23 protein-coding genes are annotated in these 23,565 nt (G+C 65.1%); 13 read left to right on the forward strand and 10 right to left on the reverse strand.

Going from position 1 to position 23,565, the window contains the following annotated elements; all coding sequences use genetic code 11:
- Positions 1-89: 89 nt before the first annotated feature.
- Positions 90-923: a formyltransferase family protein gene (locus OIK44_RS19075; RefSeq protein ID WP_273673022.1), complete on the forward strand. Its 834-nt coding sequence runs from the start codon at positions 90-92 to the stop codon at positions 921-923.
- Between the two features lie 52 nt (positions 924-975).
- Here OIK44_RS19075 and OIK44_RS19080 read toward each other — a convergent pair whose 3' ends face one another.
- Positions 976-2,226 (reverse strand): lysine N(6)-hydroxylase/L-ornithine N(5)-oxygenase family protein, encoded by a 1,251-nt coding sequence (locus tag OIK44_RS19080; RefSeq protein ID WP_273673024.1) that lies wholly within the window; start codon positions 2,224-2,226, stop codon positions 976-978.
- A gap of 98 nt (positions 2,227-2,324) precedes the next feature.
- Complete coding sequence (fhuF, locus tag OIK44_RS19085) at positions 2,325-3,104, reverse strand: siderophore-iron reductase FhuF (RefSeq protein ID WP_273673025.1); 780 nt, start codon at positions 3,102-3,104, stop codon at positions 2,325-2,327.
- 152 nt (positions 3,105-3,256) lie between these two features.
- On the opposite strand from fhuF, the gene OIK44_RS19090 reads away from it, so the two are divergent.
- Positions 3,257-4,897, forward strand: coding sequence for a cyclic peptide export ABC transporter (locus tag OIK44_RS19090; protein WP_273673026.1), 1,641 nt, complete (start codon positions 3,257-3,259; stop codon positions 4,895-4,897).
- A gap of 21 nt (positions 4,898-4,918) precedes the next feature.
- On the opposite strand, the gene OIK44_RS19095 is transcribed toward OIK44_RS19090, so the two are convergent.
- Together OIK44_RS19095 and OIK44_RS19100 are read right to left on the reverse strand one after the other, a co-directional pair.
- Positions 4,919-5,437 (reverse strand): RNA polymerase factor sigma-70, encoded by a 519-nt coding sequence (locus tag OIK44_RS19095; protein WP_273673027.1) that lies wholly within the window; start codon positions 5,435-5,437, stop codon positions 4,919-4,921.
- Positions 5,438-5,660: 223 nt separating this feature from the next.
- On the reverse strand, positions 5,661-6,359 hold the full coding sequence (locus tag OIK44_RS19100; RefSeq protein ID WP_273673029.1) for a hypothetical protein: 699 nt from the start codon (positions 6,357-6,359) through the stop codon (positions 5,661-5,663).
- A 285-nt stretch (positions 6,360-6,644) separates the two neighbouring features.
- On the opposite strand from OIK44_RS19100, the gene OIK44_RS19105 reads away from it, so the two are divergent.
- The 3 genes from OIK44_RS19105 (at position 6,645) to OIK44_RS19115 (ending at position 9,920) form a co-directional block, all read left to right on the forward strand.
- Positions 6,645-7,520, forward strand: a complete 876-nt coding sequence (locus tag OIK44_RS19105; RefSeq protein ID WP_273673031.1) for an MBL fold metallo-hydrolase — start codon at positions 6,645-6,647, stop codon at positions 7,518-7,520.
- 73 nt (positions 7,521-7,593) lie between these two features.
- Positions 7,594-8,298, forward strand: coding sequence for a DsbA family protein (locus OIK44_RS19110; RefSeq protein ID WP_273673033.1), 705 nt, complete (start codon positions 7,594-7,596; stop codon positions 8,296-8,298).
- A gap of 161 nt (positions 8,299-8,459) precedes the next feature.
- Positions 8,460-9,920, forward strand: a complete 1,461-nt coding sequence (locus OIK44_RS19115; RefSeq protein ID WP_273673035.1) for a catalase — start codon at positions 8,460-8,462, stop codon at positions 9,918-9,920.
- A gap of 29 nt (positions 9,921-9,949) precedes the next feature.
- Here the strand turns inward: OIK44_RS19115 and OIK44_RS19120 are convergent, their stop codons facing one another.
- Positions 9,950-10,561, reverse strand: coding sequence for a transglutaminase-like domain-containing protein (locus tag OIK44_RS19120; protein ID WP_273673037.1), 612 nt, complete (start codon positions 10,559-10,561; stop codon positions 9,950-9,952).
- Between the two features lie 265 nt (positions 10,562-10,826).
- On the opposite strand from OIK44_RS19120, the gene OIK44_RS19125 reads away from it, so the two are divergent.
- Positions 10,827-11,207, forward strand: coding sequence for a hypothetical protein (locus OIK44_RS19125; RefSeq protein WP_273673039.1), 381 nt, complete (start codon positions 10,827-10,829; stop codon positions 11,205-11,207).
- 17 nt (positions 11,208-11,224) lie between these two features.
- Here the strand turns inward: OIK44_RS19125 and OIK44_RS19130 are convergent, their stop codons facing one another.
- Positions 11,225-14,800, reverse strand: a complete 3,576-nt coding sequence (locus OIK44_RS19130) for an ABC transporter permease/M1 family aminopeptidase (RefSeq protein ID WP_273673041.1) — start codon at positions 14,798-14,800, stop codon at positions 11,225-11,227.
- 10 nt (positions 14,801-14,810) lie between these two features.
- Complete coding sequence (locus OIK44_RS19135) at positions 14,811-15,701, reverse strand: ABC transporter ATP-binding protein (protein ID WP_273673043.1); 891 nt, start codon at positions 15,699-15,701, stop codon at positions 14,811-14,813.
- Positions 15,702-15,954: 253 nt separating this feature from the next.
- Here OIK44_RS19135 and OIK44_RS19140 point away from each other — a divergent pair, with 253 nt between their 5' ends.
- Both OIK44_RS19140 and coq7 read left to right on the forward strand, forming a co-directional pair.
- On the forward strand, positions 15,955-16,398 hold the full coding sequence (locus tag OIK44_RS19140; protein WP_337587211.1) for a hypothetical protein: 444 nt from the start codon (positions 15,955-15,957) through the stop codon (positions 16,396-16,398).
- Between the two features lie 57 nt (positions 16,399-16,455).
- Complete coding sequence (gene coq7, locus OIK44_RS19145; protein WP_273673044.1) at positions 16,456-17,100, forward strand: 2-polyprenyl-3-methyl-6-methoxy-1,4-benzoquinone monooxygenase; 645 nt, start codon at positions 16,456-16,458, stop codon at positions 17,098-17,100.
- A gap of 23 nt (positions 17,101-17,123) precedes the next feature.
- Here the strand turns inward: coq7 and OIK44_RS19150 are convergent, their stop codons facing one another.
- Complete coding sequence (locus OIK44_RS19150) at positions 17,124-17,546, reverse strand: OsmC family protein (RefSeq protein WP_273673045.1); 423 nt, start codon at positions 17,544-17,546, stop codon at positions 17,124-17,126.
- A 271-nt stretch (positions 17,547-17,817) separates the two neighbouring features.
- On the opposite strand from OIK44_RS19150, the gene rplM reads away from it, so the two are divergent.
- The 5 genes from rplM (at position 17,818) to erpA (ending at position 20,776) form a co-directional block, all read left to right on the forward strand.
- Positions 17,818-18,246 carry a 50S ribosomal protein L13 gene (rplM, locus tag OIK44_RS19155; RefSeq protein WP_273673047.1) on the forward strand — a complete coding sequence of 143 codons (429 nt, stop codon included), beginning with the start codon at positions 17,818-17,820 and terminating at the stop codon, positions 18,244-18,246.
- 9 nt (positions 18,247-18,255) lie between these two features.
- A complete protein-coding gene (gene rpsI, locus OIK44_RS19160) occupies positions 18,256-18,648 on the forward strand; it encodes a 30S ribosomal protein S9 (RefSeq protein WP_273673049.1) in 393 nt (130 codons plus the stop codon).
- Between the two features lie 171 nt (positions 18,649-18,819).
- Complete coding sequence (gene argC / locus OIK44_RS19165; protein ID WP_273673050.1) at positions 18,820-19,869, forward strand: N-acetyl-gamma-glutamyl-phosphate reductase; 1,050 nt, start codon at positions 18,820-18,822, stop codon at positions 19,867-19,869.
- A gap of 104 nt (positions 19,870-19,973) precedes the next feature.
- Positions 19,974-20,363: a bactofilin family protein gene (locus tag OIK44_RS19170; protein ID WP_273673051.1), complete on the forward strand. Its 390-nt coding sequence runs from the start codon at positions 19,974-19,976 to the stop codon at positions 20,361-20,363.
- Positions 20,364-20,413: 50 nt separating this feature from the next.
- On the forward strand, positions 20,414-20,776 hold the full coding sequence (gene erpA / locus OIK44_RS19175; protein ID WP_273673052.1) for an iron-sulfur cluster insertion protein ErpA: 363 nt from the start codon (positions 20,414-20,416) through the stop codon (positions 20,774-20,776).
- Positions 20,777-20,842: 66 nt separating this feature from the next.
- On the opposite strand, the gene OIK44_RS19180 is transcribed toward erpA, so the two are convergent.
- Together OIK44_RS19180 and OIK44_RS19185 are read right to left on the reverse strand one after the other, a co-directional pair.
- Positions 20,843-21,940: an anhydro-N-acetylmuramic acid kinase gene (locus OIK44_RS19180; RefSeq protein ID WP_273673054.1), complete on the reverse strand. Its 1,098-nt coding sequence runs from the start codon at positions 21,938-21,940 to the stop codon at positions 20,843-20,845.
- A gap of 240 nt (positions 21,941-22,180) precedes the next feature.
- Positions 22,181-23,548, reverse strand: coding sequence for a M23 family metallopeptidase (locus tag OIK44_RS19185; protein WP_273673057.1), 1,368 nt, complete (start codon positions 23,546-23,548; stop codon positions 22,181-22,183).
- Between the last annotated feature and the right edge of the window lie 17 nt (positions 23,549-23,565).

Consider the following 23,565-nt stretch of genomic DNA (forward strand, 5'->3'; position numbering starts at 1 on the left):
GTCCGGCCGACGGCCGGACCTGCGCATTGCCAGCGGGCGGGAAGCGCCTTGCCGGCCCCGATAACCATTTTCTGATCGCACAACTATCTATGTCGAAGGCAAAACTCGTTTATATCTGCTCTTTAAGAAATGCCGCCGCCGACCAGGCGGGGCAGTACATCGACTACAAGGAGGGGCAGCGCTACATGAAGTCGCCGCTCGAATACCTGGTGGAGGCGCTCAACGACACCCCGCTGGGGCAGGCGTATTCGCTGGAGGCCGTCATCTACGACGATGACGAAGGTTCGCCGGGCGACCGGGCGAAGTTGGCGGAGTACGGTTTCCGCTGCCAGCCGGGCAAGAAGTGGATTTGCCCTTCCGGCCTGCTGGTGCAGGGGCGCGACCTGGACGGCTTGATGCACGCCATCCCCTCGACGTACCGGCGCCACCCGAAGGGCGCGCCGGAGCGGGTCGCCGGGAAAAGCGCCTTCGAGCGCAGCCTGCTGGACAAGCTGACGGCGTTGCAGGCCGACGTCGTCGTGCTGGATGGCTTGCTGATCATCCTGGACGAGCTGGTGCGCCCGGGCAGCGTGTTCCACCGGAAGATAGTCAATATTCATCCGGGCATCACGCGCATCGAGTCGCCCTACGAGCGCCGCGGCGCCTACGCGACGCTGGACGCCTTGAACGGCGCGCGCGGCAAGAAAGTGCTGAATTGGGAAACGATGGAGGCGGTGGCGGTGCCGCCGGTGCTGATGACGGGGGCGTCCTTCCATTACGTCGACAATGGCATCGACTCCGGCGAAGTCATCGCCGATGCCTTGAAGACGGAGATCGATCCCGGGGACACGATACTGGAGCTGCGCTGGAACAATTTCCAGCGCAGCCTGTTCCCCGCGCTCCACCAGGGCCTGAGCCTGCTGGCCGGCGCCCCTCCCCACTAGAAGAACGGCGGCGTCAATCCGGCGGCGGACCGCGCTTGACGCCGCCGGTGTTTTACAGCGCGGCCGCGGCCGCGGTGGCGTGCAGCGCCGCGCCGATTTCCTGGCTGCGGATGGCGGTGATCGACAGCAGCGTGTCGGACAGGCCGTGCGACGCTTCGCAGCCGCCTTGCAGGAAGACGCGCGGCTGGAACTGGGCATTGCCGATGAGCTGGTAATGGCGGTCCACCGCCATGCCGTCCAGCCAGGGCGCCAGCGGGGCCAGCAGGCTGTGGTGCTTCTGGCGCTGGTAGCCGGTGGCCAGGATCACGGCGTCGTAGCGGGTGGTGAAGGCGGTGCCGCTTTCCTGGTCGTTGAGCTGCAACTGGATGCCGCCCGCTTCCGCGTGGGCGGCGACGACGTCGTGGCGGCGCAGGAACTGGTGGCGCTGGTCGCCCAGCACTTTCTGCTGGTAGAACACGTTGAAGATCTGCTCGATCAGGGCCGTGTCGGCCACCGCGTAATTGGTGTTGTGGTATTCGTCGAGCAGCGCGGCGCGTTCGGACGGCGCCTGGTGGAAGACGTAATCGGTGTAGTCGGCGTTGAAGATTTCATTGATGAAGGGGCTGTCGTCGGCCGGCTTGATGGCGCGCCCGCGGGTGATCAAGTCCACGTTGAAATTTTTGCCGTGCAAATCCATGAAGATTTCGGCGGCGCTCTGGCCGGCGCCGATTACGGCGATGCGGCGGGCGTCCTTGAGCCGCGCCAGGCCGGTCAGGTAGGCGCTGGAGTGGAACACCCGCTCGTCGTCCTTGAAGGCGGCGAAGCTGTCCGGGATGGCCGGGCTGCCGCCGACGCTGACGACGATATTGCGCGCTAGGCGTTCCTGCACGCGGCCGTGGCGGTCGCGCGACTGCACGTTCAGGTGCGTGACCTGGCCGTTTTCCAGCACCGGCAGGACGGCGCTGACGTCTTCGCCGTAGTGGCATTGGGCGGCAAACTGGCGCGCGGCCCAGGCCAGGTAGTCGTTGAATTCGCGCCGGCTGGGGTAGAAGGTCTTCAGGTTGATGAAGTCCTGCAGGCGCTGCTGCTGGTGCAGGTAATGCAGGAAGGTGTAGCGGCTGGTCGGGTTGCGCAGCATGGCCAGGTCCTTCAGGAAGGAGATCTGCATGTGCGTGTTATCGAGCAGCATGTCCGGATGCCAGGCGAACTGCTCCTGCCGTTCCAGGTACAGGGCATCGGCCGGATGGCCTTGTTCTTGCAGCGCGATGGCCAGCGCCAGGTTGGACGGGCCGAAGCCGATGCCGATGAGGTTGTGGATGTGCATGATGTATGTCCTGTTGAACGGTGGGCGGGAGCTGGATTGCTGGGAAAACCGCGGGTCGCTAAAAGTGGTGTTGTTGGTATGACGAACGAGAATGAGAACTATTTATCATTCAGGCGCTTATTTTTCGGCGCCGCCTTCAGCAGCCGCAGGTTGTCGGCCAGCAGCGGGCAGGCGCTGCAATAGGCCGCCCCGGGCAGCATGTGGTTGAGGCAGCATTCGCGGTGCAGCGCGAGCGTGACGACGGCGCCGTCGACGCATTTGTCGATCTGGCGTAGCGGACCGAACAGCGGGTTGGCGCGGCCGTCCGGCCAGGCGTCGCGCAACAGCAGGCGCTCGCTGTCGTCGCGGCAGTGGGCGGCGCCGCCGCTGAGGGCGACGATTTGCTCCAGCGTGGCGCCCAGGTAGCGCGTCGCGTTGCCCCACAGCAGGCGGGCGGCGACCCGGCCCTGCCGCGCCAGCGCCTCGATCAGCGGTTGCAGGTGCAGCCAGAGCAGTTCGTCGTAGCGGGCGGCGAGGGGGCTGGCCGGCATGGCCCAGCCCGTGTGCGGCAGGTGCAGGCGGAGCGGGCGGCCGGCGGCGTCGACGCTCAGCGCGACATCGGACGGCGCCAGCGGGAAGCGGTGCTGCAGGATGGTGGCGGCGGCGGCGAAGGGCGGCAGCAGCATCCCGAAGTAGGCCAGCGCCCAGCTGGCGGCGACGGGGCGCGGGTCGGCGCAGCCAAGCTGTTCGGCGTGGCTGCGCAGCAACTGTTCCAGCAGCGCCGGCTCGGCCAGCAGCCGGTCCAGGCGGATCGCGCCGGGCGGCGCCGGTTCGCAGCTGAGGCCGGCGCCGTACACGGCCCATTCGCCCGGGAATAGCGGTTCAAGCAAAGCAATCATGGTCGGGTTCTGTAAAAAAATATAAATCGCTTGCGCGCGCCGGGTGCGCGCCTGATGAATAGACGAATCAGGGGGCGGAATAGTCAGCCGGCCTAAATAAGTCGCGCCGCCACTCGTCTTGAAAGGGACGCCCACTCACAAGGATTACCCTCATGCTGCGATTTTTGATTGATCAATCCAAAGCCCTGCTCATCGCGGCCGCGCTCGCCAGCGTGTCATACGGCGTGTGCAGCGTCTTGCTGATCGCGCTGATCAGCGAGGCGCTCACCACCGACTCGGCCGGGCGCGGCGGCATGGCCTGGATGTTCGGCCTGCTGGCCCTGGGCCTGATGCTCAGTCATATGGCGGCGGCGGTGCTGTTCGAGCGCCTCAGCCAGCATGCCCACGCCGAATTGCGGCGCTACGTCAGCGCGCGCGTGATGGCGGCCGACTACCGCAACCTGGAGGCGACCGGCTCGGCCAAGGTGCAGTCGGCGCTGTCCGAGCACAGCGCCAACGTGGCCGCCTTCTTCGTCACCTTCCCCGCCATCCTGAGCAATCTGGTGGTGGTGCTCGGCTGCCTGCTGTACATGCTGCTGCTGTCCTGGCACATCTTCCTGTTCGCCGTCGCGCTGATCGGGCTGGGCTCGCTCGGCTACCATCTGGCGAACTTGCGGGCGATCCGGCATTTGAACCGGGCGGCGGAGGAGCAGGACCGCCTGTTCGGCTATTTCCGCTCGCTCAATGACGGCGCCAAGGAGCTGCGGCTGCATTACGGCAAGCGCAAGGTCTTCACCGAGCAGATCCTGGGCGGCTCGATCGAGAGCGTGCGCAGCGAGCGCGCGCTGGGCATGTCGATTTTCGTCGTCTCGGCCAGCTGGGCCAATTTCCTGATCTACGCCTTCATCGGCCTGGTGCTGTTCGTGCTGATCCGCGGCGTGCCGGACGAGGCCAGGATCATGACCGGCTTCGCGCTGGTGTTCGTGTATATGGTGACGCCGCTGGAGGTGCTGCTGTTGAACATCCCTCGGGCGAACCTGGCGAAGGCTTCGGCCAGGCGCATCGACGACATCACGACGGGCATGTCCGGGCGCGAGGCGGCCGCCGCCAGCGCCCAGTCCGAGCCGCTGCGGCAACTGGCGCTGGAGGCCGTGGTGCACCGCTACTACCACGAGCAAAGCGATGACTTTTTCGCGCTGGGGCCGGTCAGTATCGCCTTCAAGCCGGGCGAGGTGGTGTTCCTGGTGGGCGGCAACGGCAGCGGCAAGACGACGCTGGCCAAATTGCTGGTCGGCCTGTATCCGCCGGAGCAGGGACGGATCGTGCTGAACGGTCAGGGCGTCGACGACGGCGGGCGCGACCAGTACCGGCAACTGTTCAGCACGGTGTTCTCCGATTTCCACCTGTTCGACAAGCTGTTGCATGGCGAGGGCGGCGGCGCCGAGCTGGACGAGCGCGGCAACCGCCTGATCGCCCGCCTGCACCTGCAGCACAAGGTGCAGGTGCGCGACGGCGCGTTCACCACGCAGGCGCTGTCGCAGGGGCAGCGCAAACGGCTGGCGCTGGTGGTGGCCTGCCTGGAAAACCGCCCCTTCTTGGTCTTCGACGAGTGGGCGGCCGACCAGGACCCCTTGTTTAAAAACGTGTTCTACCTGGAGGTGCTGGCGGAGCTGAAGGCGCAGGGCAAGACGATACTGGTGATTTCGCACGACGACCGCTATTTCCACCTGGCGGACCGTTTGTTACGCATGGAGAACGGCCAGCTGAGCGAGGACACGGTGCCGGCGCGGCCGGCGCAGCCGCAGGCGGCGTGACGGCTTGGCCGCAGCGGCGCGTCAGTGGCCTTGCTGCCGCGCGCAGTTGCGGCAATGGTCCGTCGCGTCGCGTATCATGAAATTGACCAGGGTGGTGGAGATGTCGAGTTGCAAGGCAATATCCCGCTGCGTGTGCTCGCCCTGCCGGTACAGCTCGAACACATGGCGGGTGCGGGCCGGCAGTTCGGCCAGCGCGCAGGCCACCAGGTTCAGCGATTGGCGCTGGCAGAGGATGGTTTCGGGCGTGCCGGCGCCGCTCGCCACGTTCATGCCTTCCTCCTCGCAGGCAAACACCACCGACTCCAGCGATGCGCGCCGGTGCCGGTCGAGCGCCAGATTGCGCACCATGCGGTACACATAGGCCACCGGCTGCCGCACCTCGAACGCCGGAGAAATCTCGATCACTTTGATGTAGGCGTCTTGCACCACGTCTTCCGCCCGTTGCCGGCAACCGAGGATTCTGGCCGCGGCATCGCGCAGCTTGCCGCGGTGGGCGATGAATTCATCTTTCAGATTGCCGCTTGTCCGATTTGCTTGCACAGGTATTTCTCCCTTTGATGCAGGTTGAACTATAACTGAGAATAAGAATGATTCGTATTAACATACATTATTGCATGTTGTTAGAAAAAAATGCATATTTTTTAATGTGGATCAATTGAACAGGGTTTTGCGGGAGGGAGAGGGCGCACGAAGGCGGCGCCGGCTTGCGTGGCCGGCGCGCGGAGGAGGGGATGGGTGAGGGCGGGCGCCGGCGGCGCGGCGCTTACTTGAGGTCGTCGGTGTAGAAGTACACCGAGCCGTGTATCGTTGCGGGCGTGCCCAAGGCGGCCCGCAGCGCGGCCGCCAGCGCCTTGTCGCCGGGCTGTTGCAGCGCCTGCTTAGGCACGGCGACGGCGCCCGCCGGCGCGTTCGCGGCGGTGGTGAAGGCGACGATGTGGTCGAAGTCCGGCCGGCTGTCGATGTCCTTGACCAGGAAGCGCTGCCGGCCGCCGCCGATTTGCCGGTAGCTGGCCGTCGCCTTGCCGCGCGGCGCCGCCGAGAGCCGGCGGAACAGCAGTACCTTGTCAATGAGCAGTGTGGCGCCGGCGTATTCGGTCTTGCCCTGCTGCTCGAAGTGGCCCAGCACCAGGTCGGCCTTGAATTGCGTCAAGGGGCTCGGCGCGCGCGGCGCCAGCCGGTCGAGCTCGAATTTTTCCGGCGCGATGGTCCACAGCGCCGTCTTGCCGTCCAGGCGCCGGCGCAGGGCGGCGTCCAGCGCCGCGTCGGCCAGGTGGAATTGCAGCACGACCTGGTAGTCGTGCGGCGCGTGGAACATCGGCAGGTGCGAGGCGTACAAGCCCTCCTTGCCGCCGAACAGGGCCATGCCGTGCTCGCCCCAACTGGCTTGGGCGGCGCCGGCCGGCGCCGCCAGGGCCAGCCAGGAAAACAGCGCCCAGAGCAGGTTTTTTATGGCGCTCTTCATGCTTTCGCCGGCGGCTTGCCGGCGCTCTATCCATCGATTTTTCTGCGGGCTGGCGGGTGTGCTCATCGGGGCGGTCGCGGTGGGTTCGGATGAGCCGATGGTAAGCCGCCTTGGCTATTCGGTAAAGCAAGTTGTATTTACTTTGCCTTGCCCCGCTTGGACAGATCCGGCGCTTTCTATTCATCCGATTCATGCAATTAATAGTTGCAGTTTCCCCCGTATTTCATCCGGAATAAGCAACGTAAGATGCGTTCATCCCAATCACATCGCAAAGAGGTCACCATCATGTTCAAGAAATCCACACTGTTTGCCGCCCTGTTCGCCGCCTCCACCTTTGGCATGAGCGCCGCCTCGGCCGCCGACGTCGCGCCGCTGAAACTGCAGGTGTTCAACCCGGGCGAAGCGGCCATCTTCCCGGTGGCTTCGGTGCTGGTGAGCGGCAAGACGGACGCGGTGCTGATCGACGCGCAATTTTCCCGTGGCGAAGCGCTGAAGCTGGTTGAAATGATACGCGCCAGCGGCAAGAAACTGACCACGGTCTACGTCAGCCACGGCGACCCCGACTTTTACTTCGGCCTGGACGTCGTCAAGGCGGCCTTCCCGGACGCGAAGATCGTCGCCACGCCGCAAACCATCGCCGCGATCGAGAAGAAAGCCGCCGCCAAGGTGGCCTTCTGGGGACCGATCCTGAAGCAGAACGCGCCGCAGGGCCTGGTCATGCCGCAGCCGCTGCAAGGCAATGAGATCAAGCTGGAAGGGCAGTCGCTGACGGTGTCCGGCCCGACGCCCGAGCGCAGCTATGTCTGGATTCCTTCGATCAAGGCGGTGGTCGGCGGCGTGGTCCTGTTCAACGAGCTGCATGTGTGGACGGCCGACACGCAGACGGCGCAGTCGCGCAAGGATTGGCTGGCGACGCTGGCCGGCATCGAAGCCTTGAAACCGGCCACCGTCGTGCCGGGCCACTTCAAGGTCGGCGCGGCGCTGACGCCGCAGAGCATCGCCTTCACCCGCGACTATCTGGTGCGCTTCGAAGAGGCGACGGCCAAGGCCGCGAACTCGGCCGAGCTGATCGCCGCGATGAAGCAGCAATACCCGGACGCCGGCCTGGACGCGGCGCTGAGCACCAGCGCCAAGGTCGCCAAGGGCGAAATGAAATGGTAATGGCCTGAACGGCCTTGCGTAATCCACACATCAGGGCCGGACGCCACGCGGCGCCGGCCCGCCGGGAACAGTTATGACACAAGCGACATTGCATTACATCTTCGATCCCCTGTGCGGCTGGTGCTACGGCGCCGCGCCGCTGGTGCAGGCGGCCCAGGCGCTGGCCGGCATCGACGTGGTCTTCCACGGCGGCGGCATGATGACGGGCAGCAACCGCCGGCAGATCACGCCGCAGTGGCGCGCGTATGTGCTGCCGCACGACCGCCGCATCGCCGAAATGACCGGCCAGCCTTTCGGCGACGCCTATCTGAACGGCTTGCTGAACGACACCGCGGCGCTGATGGATTCCGAGCCGCCGATCACGGCCATCCTGGCGGCCGAGGCATTGGCCGGACGCGGACTGGACATGATTCACCGGCTGCAGCGCGCCCATTACGTCGACGGTGTGCGCATCGCCGAGGCGGCCGTGCTGCGCGCCCTGGCGCAGGAACTCGGTCTGGACGGCGCCGCGTTCGCCGAAGCTTGCCAGCGTTTGGGCTGCGCCGCCACGCAGCAGCATATCGCCGCCAGCCGCGCCCTGCTGAACCGCGTCGGCGGCCAGGGCTTCCCGACCTTTGCGCTCGACGACGGCAGCGGCGATTTGACGGTGCTCGACCTTGGCGCCTATCTGGGCCGGCCGGTCGAGTGGCTGGCCCGCCTGGGCCGCGTGGCTGGCGTGCAGCCGCAGGCCGGCGCCGCGCTGGTCTGCGATGCCGATAGTTGTGTTGTTCCGGGCTAAGGAGTAGCCTGGGCAAGGCCATGCGCATGCTTGCGGGCGCATGGCCCATTCGCCGCATCATTTGTAAAATCTATCGAATCAATAAAAGTAATTGCCTTTATCTTTGCCGCAGAGCTGCCTAGAATCCTTGTATCCGATCCACAACGACGAAGGAGCAAGCCATGAGCCAACAGCCGCCTCTGAGCACCGCATCCGGCATTCCCCTTGCCGATAACCAGAATTCCATCAGCGCGGGGCCACGCGGCCCCCTGTTGCTGCAAGACTTTCATCTGATCGAAAAACTCCAGCATTTCAACCGCGAGCGCATTCCCGAGCGGGTCGTCCATGCGAAAGGTTCGGGCGCCTACGGCACCTTCACCGTCACGCACGACATCAGTCGCTATACCAAAGCCCGGCTGTTCAGCGAAGTGGGCAAGCAGACGGCGACCTTCGCGCGCTTTTCCACCGTCGGCGGCGAGCGCGGCAGCGCCGACACCGAGCGCGACCCGCGCGGCTTCGCGCTGCGCTTCTACACGGAAGAGGGCAATTGGGACTTGGTGGGCAACAACACGCCGATGTTCTTCATCAAGGACCCGATCAAGTTTCCCGATTTCGTCCACACGCAGAAACGCGACCCGCAGTCGAACCTGAAGTCGGCGAATATGATGTTCGATTTCTGGAGCAAGGCGCCGGAAAGCCTGCACCAGGTGACGATGCTGTTTTCCGACCGCGGCACGCCGGACGGTTACCGCCACATGGACGGCTTCGGCAGCCACACCTATAGCCTGATCAACGAGAACGGCGAGCGCGTCTATGTGAAGTGGCATTTCAAGACGCAGCAGGGCATCAAGAACCTGAGCGCGCAGGATGCCGGGCGGCTGGCCGGCGCCGACCCCGACTACGCCCAGCGCGACCTGTTCGGCGCAATTGCCCGCGGCGACTTCCCGCGCTGGGACGTCAAGCTGCAGGTGGCCACCGAGGCGCAATTGGCCGAATGGGAGGCGCGCACCGGCTGGAATCCCTTCGACCTGACCAAGGTGTGGCCGCATGGCGACTTCCCGCTGCTGCCGGTCGGCGTGTTCGAGCTGAACCGTAATCCGGACAATTACCACGCCGAAGTCGAACAGGCGGCGTTTTCGCCGGCCAACGCGGTGCCGGGCATGGGCTATTCGCCGGACAAAATGTTACAGGGACGCCTGTTCGCCTACCACGACGCGCAGTTGTACCGGGTCGGCACCAACCACCAGCACCTGCCGGTGAACGCGGCGCGCTGCCCCTTCCACAACCAGCAGCGCGATGGCGCGATGGCGATCAACAACGGCGGCGCGGCGCCCAACTACGCGACGGTGGCCGCCGGGGGCAGCGGGCCGGCCGGCCTCGGCCACGGCGAAGCGGCGCTGGCGCTGCAGGGCGGCGCCGGGCGCTACGACGGCCGCGGCCGGGAAGACGACTTCAGCCAGGCCGGCAATCTGTTCCGCATCCTGACGGCGCAGGGCAAGCACAACCTGTTCGAGAACCTGGCCGGGCCGCTGAGCCAGGTCGACGAGGACATTTTGCAGCGTCAACTGGGGCATTTCGACAAGGCCGACCCGGCCTACGGCGCCGGCGTGCGCGCCGCCCTGAAGGCGCGCGCGGCGGGCTAGTGTCCCGAATCCGCGACTCGGGGCAGGCGTCATGCCGCTGCCCCGGCGTCCGGTGGCGCCGCGTCGATCGGCGCGGCGCGGTACTGGGCCATCGAGTCGAGCGCCCGCAGGCCGTCGACGACGGCCGGCCACGGCTGCGCCCACACCTGCGGGTAGGTGCATTCGCCCTCGTGCCGCAGCGGATAGGCGAGATGTTCCACGCCCGGCGTGAACCGGCAGTCGATGCCCGGCTTGCTGTTGCCGCGCGCGTCGCAGCGATACCAGCCGTTGCCCTCCAGCCACACGGCGACAAAACCATGCGTGCAATACGGCGGCTGTCCGCCGCTCAGCGTCAGCCGCTGGTAGCAGAGGCCGGCCGGGATGCCGTTGGCGCGCAGTAGCGCGACCAGCAAGTGGCTTTTGGCCAGGCACAGCCCGGTGCCGCGCGCCAGCGCGTCCGACGCCGCGCAGGTGACTTCGTCGCGGCCGAAGTCGATGCTGTGCTCGATGTTGTCGCGCACCCATTCGTAGCAGCGTTGCGCGCATGCCGTCGGGGTGGCGCCGGACAGGCTGCGCGCCAGCGCCGCGACGGCCGGCTCTTGGTAGTCGATCACCGCGCTGGCGGCGAGGAAGGGGGACGGGTCGGGATGGCTGGTGCTCACGCGGGACTCCTGGGTATGGGCGGGGAATTATCGCCCAGGCGGCGGTATTTTCAAATAAACAATTTCGACCTTGCGCTGGCGCAAATCTGCGTTAATCTATCTGATGTTGCTCGGTAGACATAAACAACTTCCTTGCGTAGACTTCAGCGATGACCGCGATTGCCATGTTCCGTTTCCAGGGAACGGGCAACGATGCGGATGACCCAGCTTGCTGCGCCGCTGCCCAAGGCGGTGTCAGACGATACGAGGCAAAAACGAAATGAACATGGCGTCTTTGACCGTGTACGGCGACGACCGTACTTTACAAACGATCCGCGAGGCGCTGCCCACGGAGCCAGTCAGCGACTGGAAAAAGGGCGATACGCGCAGCAATGGACGGCATTACCTGGACTCCGGTTTCAGCGTCGACATCGCCGCCGTCGACAGTCCGGCGCTGCTGCTCGACTCGATCCGCTCCTATCTGAGCGAATGCAGCGAGCGCGGCATCTCGTTCGACGAGCCGCGCATCGTCGCCGAGTTGCAGATCGGCCTGAGCGCCGCCGATCCGGCGCAGGCGCCCGCCAGCCTGGACTTGCCGCTGGAAGACTTGACGATGCTGGCGGAAATGGGCGTGTGCCTGAGCCTGACGGCGCTGCGCGGCGCCTGAGGCGCATGTAGGCAAGGTCAGGGCGCCGCCTCGATGCCGATCATATTGTCGTCCGGCTTGCGGTCGATCAGTTTGTTGTCGGGGTCGATGCCGGCCTTGGCCGGCTTGCCGCTGACGACCAGCGTGTAGACGCTTTCCTTGTTTTCGATCAGCTTGCGCTCGCGCAGCAGGCTGTTGCCGTCCTTGTCGTCGACGCCGATGTCGATCCAATCCTTCAGCGCCACCTCCTTTTCCTCGCCCAGCTCGCCGGCGCGCACCTTGCTGGCGTGGACCTTCAGCGTCACCTCGTACTTGCCGTCGACGCGTTTGCGCGCCGTCGCCGTCAGCGCGCGGTTTTCGTACAGCACGATGGCGTTGAACAGGTCGTCGATCAGATAGGCTTGCTCCGGCGGCGTGACCCGGCGCAGGCCGTCGATCAGCGCCGTCACGCTCGGGTAGGGCGTGCTGCCCGGCGGATATTGCTTGAGCAAGCCGCGCAGCACGCCGTTGACCTTGTCCTCGCCCAGGATGTCCTGCAACTGGTACAGCGCCAGGCTGCCCTTGTTGTAATGGATGTAGCTCTGTTTTTCGTTTTCCGCCAGCGGCAATTCCTTCTTGTTTTCATCGCTGCGGCCGATCAGGTACTGGTACAGATCGTAGCGCAGGAAACGCCGCATCTTGTGCGGGCCGAAGCTGTTGCGCATCACCATCAGCGCCGAGTATTCGGCCAGCGTCTCGCTGAGCACGGTGGCGCCGCGGGTGTTGCCGGCGGCGAGTTGATGGCCCCACCACTGGTGCGCCACCTCGTGCGCCGTGATGTAGAGCGGGTAGTCGATGTCCTTCGGATTCTTGTCGTCGACCTTGGCGACGAAGCCCAGGCCCTCGGAAAACGGAATGGTGCCGGGGAAGGACTGGGCGAACAGCGCGTAGCGGGGGAATTCGACGATGCGCACGACCTTGTGCTGGTAGGGGCCGAAATGCTTGCTATAGTACTCCAGGCCTTCCTTGACGCCGCGGGCGAAGCGGTCGAGGTTGAACTCGTGGCCGGGGTGGTAGTACAGGTCGATCGCCACGTCTTGCCAGTGTTCGTGGCGCACCGCGTAGCGGGCCGACTGGAAGGCGTAGAAGTTGAGGATGGGCTGGTCCATCTTGTAATGATAGTAGTGGCGGCCCTGGTCTATCCACTCGTTCTCCAGCGTGCCGGGGGCGATGGCGATCTGGTCCGGACTGGTGCTGACGGTGGCCTCGAAATTGATCCAGTCGGCGTCGCCGCCGACGTAGTTGTCGGCCAGGCCGCGCGGGTCGTCGCGCGGCAGCGCCCTTTCCTGGGCCGGCAAACCGTGCTTCTTGCGGTCGCGCGGGTCGCGCAGCTCCAGCCCGGCCTGGTAGCCGATGTGCGGCAGCACGCTGTTGTTGAAGAAGCTGCCGTTGCCCATGACGGGGGTGTCCTGGCCCAGGCCGAAACGGCCGCGCGGCGCGAATTCGAGGTCGAATTCCAGCGCCAGCGTGGCGCCCGGCGCCAGCGGCCGGACCAGCCGGAAACTGTAGAAGCCCAGGTGCTTGTCGTTCAGGCCGGAGTGCACCGGCGCGCCGAAGCGCAGCGCGCGGATGGCCGCGCTGCTGTCCTGGTGGATGAAGATGTCGCTGACGGCTTGCCCGCTCTTGTTGTGCAACTGGTAGCGGCCCTTGACGCGCAGCGTGCGTTGCTGCGGCAGCATGTCCACTTCCAGCTGGACGTCGGTGATGCGCGGCTGGGCCAGGGCCGCGTATTTCTTGTACTGGCGCTCGTAGCTGGCCAGGTTGGCGTCCTTCTGGTACGGCGATTTGACGTCGTTGACGACGTGCAGATTGTAGTACAGCAGCGCGCCGCTGCCGACGAAGATGCCCAGGCCCAGGCCGAGCGCGCGCAGCACCGGCCCCGTCAGCGCGTGGCGCGCCAGTTGCAGGCGGATGCGCCAGCTGTCGCTGGCGCCGCGCTGCCAGAACAGCAGGGCCAGCACCGTCAGCGTCAGCGCCGCGCCGCCCCAGTACAGTTCGAACCAGCGTTCGCGCATCAGGAAGTGGCCGTTGCCGTTCATCGCCGAATACACATAGCCGGGCGTGCTGCCGTACAGGATCAGCGGGTCGCCCAGGCCCAGCGCGCCGAAGCTCAGCGTGGTGACGTAGTACAGTATCATCGCGAAGAAGGCGAGGAATTTGTGGTTGATGATGGACTGCAGGGCGATCGCCAGCACGGCCACCAGCGCGTAGCCGGGCAGTTGCACGAGGAAGAGTTGTTCCAGGTAGAGGCCGGGCTCAAGCTGGAAATAGCCCTTGAAGATCTGGATCGACATACCGCACAGCATCACCGCGACCATCAGCAGCGCCTGCACGGCGATCAGCGCGAACAGCTTCGAGAGCAGCGGCAGCCAGCTGGGGATGGGCAGGGCGTCGAACATTTGCGCGACGCGGCTGTCGCGCTCGCGCCAGACCAGCTCGCCCGCGTAGAAGGTGGTGATGATCAGCATGAACAGGGTGAAGTTGCCGCTGACCACTTCCAGCACCCGGTCCGTCTGCGCGTAACTGTTGGTGCCGTAGATGGCGCCCAGGTCGAGCGCGCCGGCAAACATCGTCAGCACGCCGGCCAGGACGATGACGGCGAAATAGATGTTCTTGACCGTCTCGCGCAGGTTCAGCCAGCTCAGTTGCAGCAGCAGGGGGGCCAGCTTGCGGCGGCCGAAGTCGGGCGCCTCGCGCGTGCCGGCCGCCGGCGCCGTCGGGCGCGGCGCCGTCTCGCCCTCGCCGCGCGGGCGTTGCCCGCTGTCGAGGGCGCCGCTGAACTGGAAGCGCCAATAGCCCAGCAGCAGCGCCGCCAGCGCGAACGAGGACCAGATCAGGCGGTTGCTCAGGTAGACGCCCTGCGGCTGCACCAGGCGCAGGTTGCGCTCGGCCGTCGGCCAGTACTCGGTCAGACGGATCACGGCCGTGGTGCCGAAGGGGTCGATCAGCGCGGCCAGGGTCTTGTAGTCGAGGTCGCGCGCCAGCGAGGGCGCCACCAGATAGCCGATCATCATGACGACGCTGCTGATATAGACCGGCAGCATGCGCCGCGTCAGCGCCGCCAGGATGAAGAAGATGGCGCCGAAGATGAACAGGTTCGGCAGCAGCGTGACGGCATAGGGGATCAGGTAGGCGGCCAGGTATTGCGGGCCGAGGCGGTCGGGCTCGATGCCGGGCACGTAGGTGCCCAGCCAGGTGCCCAGCACGATGCTGGAGAATACCACGGCCAGTGCCAGGTAGGCGCCGAGGAAGCGGCCGAAGATGTATTGGTGCTTCTTGATCGGCGCCGTGAAGAAGAAGTGCTGCATCTCATATTCGAAATCCTCCTGCACCGAGCGGCCCATCATCGCCGCGACGACGACGACGCCGAAGCAGCCGAGGAAGCTGCAGGTCAGGGCGATGCTGCGCGGCGCGTTGATCATCGCCTTGCCGCCGAAGCTGACGGACGCCTCCTTGAAGACGCCGCCGGCGGCCGCCATCCACAGCATGGCCAGCAGCAGGAACATGGCGAAATAGATCCACGTCGACAGCCGCTTGAGCCGCTGGCGCGCTTCGAACAGGGCGATCGCTAGCATGCGCGGCCCCTCAGCTGGCCGCCGCGGCGCGGTGGCGCCCGGCAATCGTGGCGAAATACACGTCCTCCAGGTCGCCGATGGCTTCCTCGAAGCCGTCGCCGGGGTCGGCGTCGCTATAGACGTGGATCAGCGTGCGGCCCGACAGCAGGCGCGTCGAAATGACGGCGTGGCGCTGCTGGAAGCTGGCCAGGTCCTTCTTCTCGACGAAGCGGGCCCAGATCTTGCAGCTGATGTCGTCGATCAGTTGCTGCGTCGGGCCGTGCAACAGCAGATGGCCCTTGTTGATGATGGCCATGTTGGCGCACAGATCGGCGACGTCGCTGACGATGTGGGTCGAGAGCAGCACCGTGCGCTCGTCGCCGATGTCGGAGAGCAGGTTGTGGAAGCGCACCCGCTCCTGCGGGTCGAGGCCGGCGGTGGGTTCGTCGACGATGATCAGCTTCGGGTCGCCCAGCAGCGCCTGGGCGATGCCGAAGCGCTGGCGCATGCCGCCGGAGAAGCCGCCGAGGCGCTGGTGGCGCACGTCGAACAGATTGGTCTGCTGCAGCAGGCCGTCGACGATTTCGCGGCGCCGCGCGCGGTTCGCCAGGCCCTTCAGCACGGCGAAGTGGTCGAGTAGCTCGTAGGCCGTCACCTTCGGGTACAGGCCGAAGTCCTGCGGCAGGTAGCCGAGCAGGCGGCGGATTTCGTCCTTCTCGTCGAGCACGTCGAGCTCGCCGAAAAACACCGCGCCGGAATCGCACTCCTGCAGGGTGGCCAGGGTGCGCATCAGCGTCGATTTGCCGGCGCCGTTCGGGCCCAGCAGGCCGAACATCCCGCTCGGGATGGTCAGGCTGATATTGTCCAGCGCCACAACACCGTTGCTGTAGGTCTTGGACAAGTTGCGTATCTGTAATTGCATGCAAATTCCTCGCGTTTGCGTGGCGGCGGCGACGGCCGGCCGGGTATTGCCCTCTATTATGGTGGCATTGTAGGCAAATGGGGCCACCGCAGGCGCGGCCCGTGCGATATTCGGCGCTTTCCGCCGTCCAGAGTGTCCGAATCCGGCCCTGGAACGGCGCGGATTTGGCCGCGGCCCGGCAATCGGGCACAATGCCGGGAACGCCAGGTGAATCAGGCGGCGCGCCGCGCCGCGCCAACGGGAGGGATGCATCGTGAAAGCAGCGGGAGTACAGATGGACGAGGCCATGCGGCAAAAAGTGACGGCGGTGGCGCGCGCCGGCATGACCAGCGCCGAGGCGACCGGGTTTTTCCGCGTCAGCCTGGGCCTGTTCTACCTGGCCGGCCTGATGACGGAGGAGGCGCTCGACTTCAAGAAGATCGACGCCGCATACAACCGCTTCATCTACCACTCGCTGGGGGGCGGCCACAGCATCACCAGCGTGCTGCAATTCATGAGCGGCGAAAAAGTGCTGCACGTGCTAGATTCGGAGCGCTTCCTGACGGCCTTGCGGGCGCACTGCCCGGAGATGCCGGTCGACAGCATTCCCTTCCTGCTCTCGCTCAACCTGGGCGTGGCGAAAGCCATTTCCCACCAGGACCCGGTGGGGCCGGTGGCCGACTGGATCGCGCGGCACAAGGCGGCCGGACCGGCCTGATGGCGGCCGCCCGGGCGATGGGCCTATAATCACGCTTTCCCACCAACAGACACAACCATGCCATCGAACCGGTACCACCACCCATTGGATCGTTTGATTATCGGCGCCGACAAGGCGCTGCGTGTGATCGCCGGCGTCGCGTCGGCGTCGCGGCCGACGCCGGCGGCGCACGCCCCCGACGCCGCGCTGGACCAGGCCGAGCAGCGCCACAGCGCCGGCCTGATGCGCGTCAACCACGTCGGCGAAGTGTGCGCCCAGGCGCTCTACAACTCGCAGGCGCGGCATGCCGGCAGCGACGCCATGCGCGCCCAGTTCGCCCAGGCCGGCATCGAGGAAGAGGACCATCTGGCGTGGACGGCGCAGCGGCTGGCCGAGCTGGGCTCGCAGCCCAGCCTGCTCAACCCGCTGTGGTACGCCGGCGCCTACGCGCTGGGCACCGTCGCGGCGCGGCTGGGCGACGCGCACAGCCTCGGCTTTGTCGTCGAAACCGAGCGCCAGGTCGAGCGCCACCTGGCCAGCCACCTGGAAAAACTGCCGCGGCAGGACGCCAAATCGCGCGCCATCGTCGAGCAGATGCGGCTCGACGAAATCGAGCATGGCGCCGCGGCCCAGGCGCTGGGCGCGGCGACGACACCGGCGCCGGTGCGCGCCGTGATGGCGGCGATGGGCAAAGTGATGACCAAAACCGCCTACTACATCTAGGGGAGGAGGCGGGGAAGCCCCGCTCAGCCCTCGACGATCTCGAACGAATGGGTGATCTCGGCCGTCTTCGCCAGCATGATCGAGGCGGAGCAATATTTATCGTGCGACAAGGAAACGGCCCGTTCGACGCTGCCCGGCTTCAAATTCTTGCCGGTGACGGTGAAGTGGAAGTGAATCCTGGTAAACACCTTCGGCTCCGTCTCGGCCCGTTCGGCCTTCAGCGTCACCTCGCAGCCGCGCACATCCTCGCGGCCGCGCTTGAGGATCAGCACGACGTCATAGGCGGTGCAGCCGCCGGTGCCGAGCAAGACCATCTCCATCGGGCGCGGCGCCAGATTATGGCCGCCGCCGTCGGGCGCGCCGTCCATCGTCACCAAATGGCCGGAGCCGGTCTGGGCCAAAAAACTCATGCCCGACGGGCCGTTCCAGCTAACTTTGCATTCCATAAATCTCTCCGATAAATAAGCGCCCCCTATTGTAAGGGAGGCGCGCATATGGCGTTGCGCAACAATGGGGTCAGGTCTATACATGGCGGTTTCTTGCCGGAAAACCGCCATGTCTAGACCTGACCCCATTGTTGCTATTGACGTTGGGCGTTGAAGTCGCTTATACTTGTCGGCTTTCCGTTCGCTCAGGAAAAGCAGATAAGGCAGAGTCCGCAAGTAGGCGAAGTTGGCGGAACCACCATTTGAGCGTGTAATCTTTTAGGAAGTCAACATGAAAACATTTTCCGCTAAAGGACATGAAGTCCAGCGCGATTGGTTCGTGATTGACGCGACGGACAAAGTCCTCGGACGTGTTGCCAGCGAAGTGGCACTCCGACTGCGCGGCAAGCACAAACCGGAATTTACTCCTCACGTCGATACCGGCGACTTCATCGTCGTCATCAACGCAGGCAAACTGCGCGTGACCGGTACCAAAGCTACCGAGAAAATCTACTATCGCCACTCTGGTTATCCAGGCGGCATCTACGAAACGAACTTCCAGAAAATGCAACAGCGTTTTCCGGGTCGCGCGCTGGAAAAAGCGGTCAAGGGCATGTTGCCTAAGGGCCCGCTCGGCTACGCGATGATCAAAAAGCTGAAAGTGTACGCGGAAGCAAGCCATCCGCACGCTGCTCAGCAACCTAAAGCACTCGTCCTCTAAGGAACTGACATGATCGGTAATTACAATTATGGAACCGGCCGTCGCAAGAGTGCAGTGGCTCGGGTTTTTATCAAAGTCGGCACGGGCTTGATCGTTGTTAACGGCAAGCCAGCGAACGAATACTTTTCGCGCGAAACAGGTCTGATGGTCATCCGTCAACCGCTGGAACTGACCGGCAATGTCGAGCGTTTCGACATCAAAGTCAACGTTCACGGCGGCGGCGAGTCCGGCCAGGCTGGTGCAGTGCGTCACGGTATCACCCGCGCGCTGATCGACTACGACGCAACGCTGAAATCGGAACTGGCTAAAGCCGGCTTCGTGACCCGCGATGCACGTGAAGTTGAACGTAAAAAAGTTGGTCTGCGCAAAGCACGTCGCGCAAAGCAATTCTCGAAGCGTTAATTCTCACGCTGCGGCGCGCAGTCTCTGCGCGCTGTTCAAAAAAGCCGCCGACTTTTGTCTGGCGGCTTTTTTGCGTTGAGGGGCTGGCGCGCCCGCTTCGCCCAGCCCTGTTAGAATAGCGCTCGTCCAGCGGCCACCCCGCATTCACCCACACTCTAGCAAGGAAAGAACATGATCAAAGTTGGCATCGTCGGCGGCACCGGATACACGGGCGTGGAGCTGCTGCGTCTGTTGGCCGTCCATCCGCAAGTCCAGCTGACGGCGATTACTTCGCGCAAGGAAGATGGCTTGCCCGTCGCCGACCTGTATCCGTCCCTGCGCGGTCACGTCAACCTGGCGTTCTCGTCGCCTGACAAGGCCAATCTGAGCGAGTGCGACGTGGTGTTCTTCGCCACCCCGCATGGCGTCGCGATGGCGCAGGCGCCGGCCCTGCTGGCCGCCGGCGTGAAGGTGATCGACCTGGCGGCCGATTTCCGCCTGAAGGACCGGGCCGCCTTTGAGCAGTGGTACAAGATTCCGCACACGGCGCCGGAGCTGATCGACCAGGCCGTCTACGGCTTGCCGGAGCTGAACCGCGAGGACATCAAGGGCGCCTCCCTGGTCGCCAATCCCGGTTGCTACCCGACCACGATGCAACTGGGTTACACGCCGCTGCTGAAGGCCGTCCTGATCGACGCGTCCAGCCTGATCGCCGACTGCAAGTCGGGCGTTTCCGGCGCCGGCCGCAAGGCCGAGATCGGCATCCTGTTCTCCGAGTCCAGCGACAATTTCAAGGCTTACGGCGTGGCCGGCCACCGCCACCTGCCGGAAACGACGGCCCAGTTGCAGCGCTTCACGGAGCAGAAAGTGAGCCTGATTTTCACGCCGCACCTGGTGCCCATGATACGCGGCATGCATTCGACGCTGTACGCGCGCCTGAGCAAGGATGTCAGCAACGCCGAGCTGCAGGCGCTGTTCGAGGCGGAATACCGCGACGCGCCGTTCGTCGACGTGATGCCGTTCGCCTCCCATCCGGAAACCCGTTCGACGCGCGGTTCGAATATGCTGCGCCTGGCCTTGCACCGTCCGGAAGTCGATGGCGCGCCCGGCAATATGCTGATCATCCTCGTGGTGCAGGACAATCTGGTGAAGGGCGCGTCCGGCCAGGCCGTGCAGTGCATGAACTTGATGTTCGGCCTGGAGGAAAGCCTGGGCCTGAAGCACATCGCGCTGCTGCCGTAAGGGGCGGGCGCACGGCGAGCCAGATCAAGGTGCCGGCTGCCCGGCGGAGTAAATTGGTTTTTGCGTGAGGAAGCGGCAGTCGACGTCAGCGAAGGAGCAATCCCATGTTCGGTCGTAACGCGCAAGACTCGTTGGACAGCCTGATCGGGGAAGCCACCCGCGTCGACGGCAATCTGCTGTTCAAGGGCGGCTTGCGCATCGACGGCCAGGTGCGCGGCAATGTCCTTGCCGACGCCAGTCAGCACAGTTTCCTGGTCATCGGCGAGCGGGGCCGGGTCGATGGCGAAGTCCGTTGCGCCCACCTGGTCGTCAACGGCACGATCAATGGCCCTGTTCACGTGTCGGAATTGCTTGAAGTTCAGCCCAAAGCCCGCATCTTTGGGGAAGTCTGCTACAAGATGCTGGAAATCCACGGCGGCGCGGTGGTGTCGGGGCATCTGCGCCACGACGACGGCGCAGACAAAGTGTTGCATTTAGCTGCGTCTGAAGCGTGAGCCGCCTCAAAGGTCTATAATGAATCAATGTTTTCAAGTAGGAGTGTGAAATGAGTGCCGTCGCCGAAATGCAAGATGTAATCCCTTCGCCTATTATCTTCACCGACAGCGCCGCCGAAAAGGTCGCGCAATTGATCGAGGAAGAGGGCAATCCAGACCTGAAACTGCGCGTGTTCGTGCAGGGTGGCGGTTGCTCCGGCTTCCAGTACGGCTTCACGTTTGACGAAATCGTCAACGAAGACGACACCACGATGGTGAAAAACGGCGTGCAGTTGCTGATCGACTCGATGAGCTATCAATACCTCGTCGGCGCCGAAATCGACTACAAGGATGATCTGGAAGGCGCGCAGTTCGTCATCAAGAATCCCACTGCGTCGTCGACCTGCGGTTGCGGCTCGTCGTTCTCGGTTTAAGCGTTACACTGTCATCCCGCTGCGGCGGACGGCGTTGGCCGCTCCGCCGCTTTCTTGCGTCCGCGCTCAGCGCGGATACAGGGCGCCCAGCACGCGCCCGCCGCGCGCCCCCGTCACCGCCGCCAGATTGCCATCGGCGCGCTGGGTGAAGCGCTGCGCCAGCCAGGCGAACGCCAGCGCCTCGACGCGGTTCGGCGGCACCCCCAGCGCCGCCGTCGATGCCACCGTTGCCTGCCCGTCCAGCGCCGCCGCCAGTTCGCGCATCAGCGTGCCGTTGTAAGCCCCACCGCCACAGATATACACCGCATCCGCTTGCGCGCCGTATGCGCGGATCGCCTGCGCCAGCGTCAGCGCCGTCAGCCGGGTCAGCGTGAACTGGACGTCGGTCGGCGCGGCGGCGGGGAAGGCGGCCAGCATGGCGGCCAGCCAGTCCGGGTGGAACAGGTCGCGGCCCGTGCTCTTGGGCGCCGGCAAGGCAAAATACGGCTCCGCCAGCATCGCCGCCAGCAGCGCGGGGATTTCCTTGCCGCCCGCCGCCCAGGCGCCGTCGGCGTCGTAGTCGCGGCCCAGGTGGCGGGCGGTCCACGCATCCATTAAGGCGTTGCCGGGGCCGGTGTCGAAACCGCTCACCGCGCCGTCGCCGTGCAGCACGCTGATATTGCTGATACCGCCGATGTTGGCGACCACCCGGGTCTGTCCAGCCTTGCCGAACTGCGCCTGGTGGAAGGCCGGCACCAGTGGCGCGCCCTGGCCGCCGGCGGCCACGTCGCGGCTGCGGAAGTCGGCGATGACGTCGATGCCGCTCAGCTCCGCCAGCAGGGCCGGATTGTTGCTCTGGCGCGTGAAGCCCAGCTCGGGGCGGTGGCGGATGGTCTGGCCGTGGGCGCCGATGGCACGGACGGCGCCGGCCGCCACGCCGGCCTCGGCCAGCAGCGCGGCCACGCAGTCGGCGTAGCGCGCCGCCAGGGCGTTGGCGGCCAGCGCCTCGCGCTCGATCTCATTGTGGCCGGCGCTTTGCAGCGCCATCAGGTCGCTGCGCAGGGCGGCGGGAAAGGGGATGTAGGCGGCCGCCAGCGTGCGGGTGCTGTCGCCGGAGAAATCGGCGAGGGCGCCGTCGACGCCATCCAGGCTGGTGCCGGACATCAGACCGATATAGAGAGCCATGCGCTTGTCCTTGCTAGTTCAGAATTGTCGAATGGCGGTATTTTGCCTGAGCGGGGCCGCGGCGTGGGCGGATTCGCCCCCGCCATGCCAGTTATTGATTCAATTATGCCAAGATTTGGCTTCGCATGGTAAAAAAAGGGCGCGGAGCATCCTGGCGCGGGTGCCGGCTGCGCATGCAGTGTATTGCTTGGGAAGGGGAAGGCAGTCGCCCGCGTCGGTCGACGCGGGCGGCGGGAGGGATCAGCGTGCTGCCAGCGCCGCGCCGTTCGGGCGCAGCAGGGTGAAGCGGTGCATCATGTCGGCCGATACCATGCGGAAGCGGCTCAGTTCGGCGGCCGTCAGCGGCGCCTGCGCCTGCACATTGAGCGACATCGGATCGGTCGCTTGCTTGTTGACGCGGAATTCATAGTGCAGGTGGGCGCCGGTCGACCAGCCGGTGGTGCCGACGTAGCCGATGATGTCGCCCTGGCTGACTTTCATGCCTTTTTTCATGCCCGGCGCGAAGCGGCTCATGTGGGCGTAGGCGGTCGAGTAGTTGGCCCAGTGTTGCAGCACAACCATGTTGCCGTAACCGCCTTGCACGCCGACGGAGTCGACCACGCCGTCGCCGGAGGCGCGGATCGGCGTGCCGGTCGGGGCGGCGAAATCGACGCCCTTGTGCTGTTTCCAGTTGCCGGAAATCGGGTGCACGCGCATCGAGAAGCCGGACGAGATGCGGGAGAATTCCAGCGGCGACTTGAGGAAGGCTTTTTTCAGGGACTTGCCGTCGAAGCTGTAGTAGCCGCCGCCCTGCTTGCTGGCCGGGTCTTCAAACCACACGGACTGGTAGGTGGTGCCGCGGTTGGTGAACTCGCCGGCCAGGATGCGGCCGACGCGGACCATTTCGCCATCCTGCCAGAAGGTTTCGTAGACGACGTTGAAATGGTCGCCGCGCTTCAGGTCGGAGCGGAAGTCGATATTGGTCGAGAACATTTCGACGATTTGCGCCGAAATCGTGTCCGGCAGGCGCGTGCCGTCGGAGCTGGAGTCGGTGGCCGCGAACAGCGTCGAGGTGATGTTGCGCGCGTGCATTTCCACGCGCCGCTCCAGCTGCGCCGCCACTTCGGTGGCGACGAAGTTGTCGCCTTTGCGGCTGACCAGGATGTTCTTGACGGCGCTGTCCTTGCCTTCGCTGACCGTGGCGCGCAGCCATTGCAGGCGGCCGTCCTCGGCCGTCTGCGCCTGCACGCGCTTGCCCGCTTTGAGCAGCATGACGCCGCGGGCGATCTTGTCGGTCTTGATGAAGTTGGCGGCCGCCGCATCGTCAACGCCGAGTCGTGTCAGCAGCGCGGCGAGGGTGTCGCCGGCGCGGACTTTTTCTTCGTGGACGAATTTCTGGTCGTCGTGCTCGAGCGCCGTGATTTGCGCGCCCAGGTTCGGCAGTTCCAGTGTTTGCGAGACGGATTTCACCGGCAGGTCGGAGGCGTCGGGCGCCAGCGGCGCGACACCGGCTGCGCCGAATGCGCACACGGCCAGCAGCAGCGCCGAGGCGCTGATGATGCGCGCCTTGCGCGTCGATCCTAGCAGTGTGTACAAGCGCGAGCTTGTGAATGATTTGGTTGGGTTCATGCAATCAGTTAAAATTT

Source organism: Janthinobacterium fluminis, from assembly GCF_028595325.1.
In the GTDB taxonomy this organism is placed as follows: domain Bacteria; phylum Pseudomonadota; class Gammaproteobacteria; order Burkholderiales; family Burkholderiaceae_D; genus Janthinobacterium; species Janthinobacterium fluminis.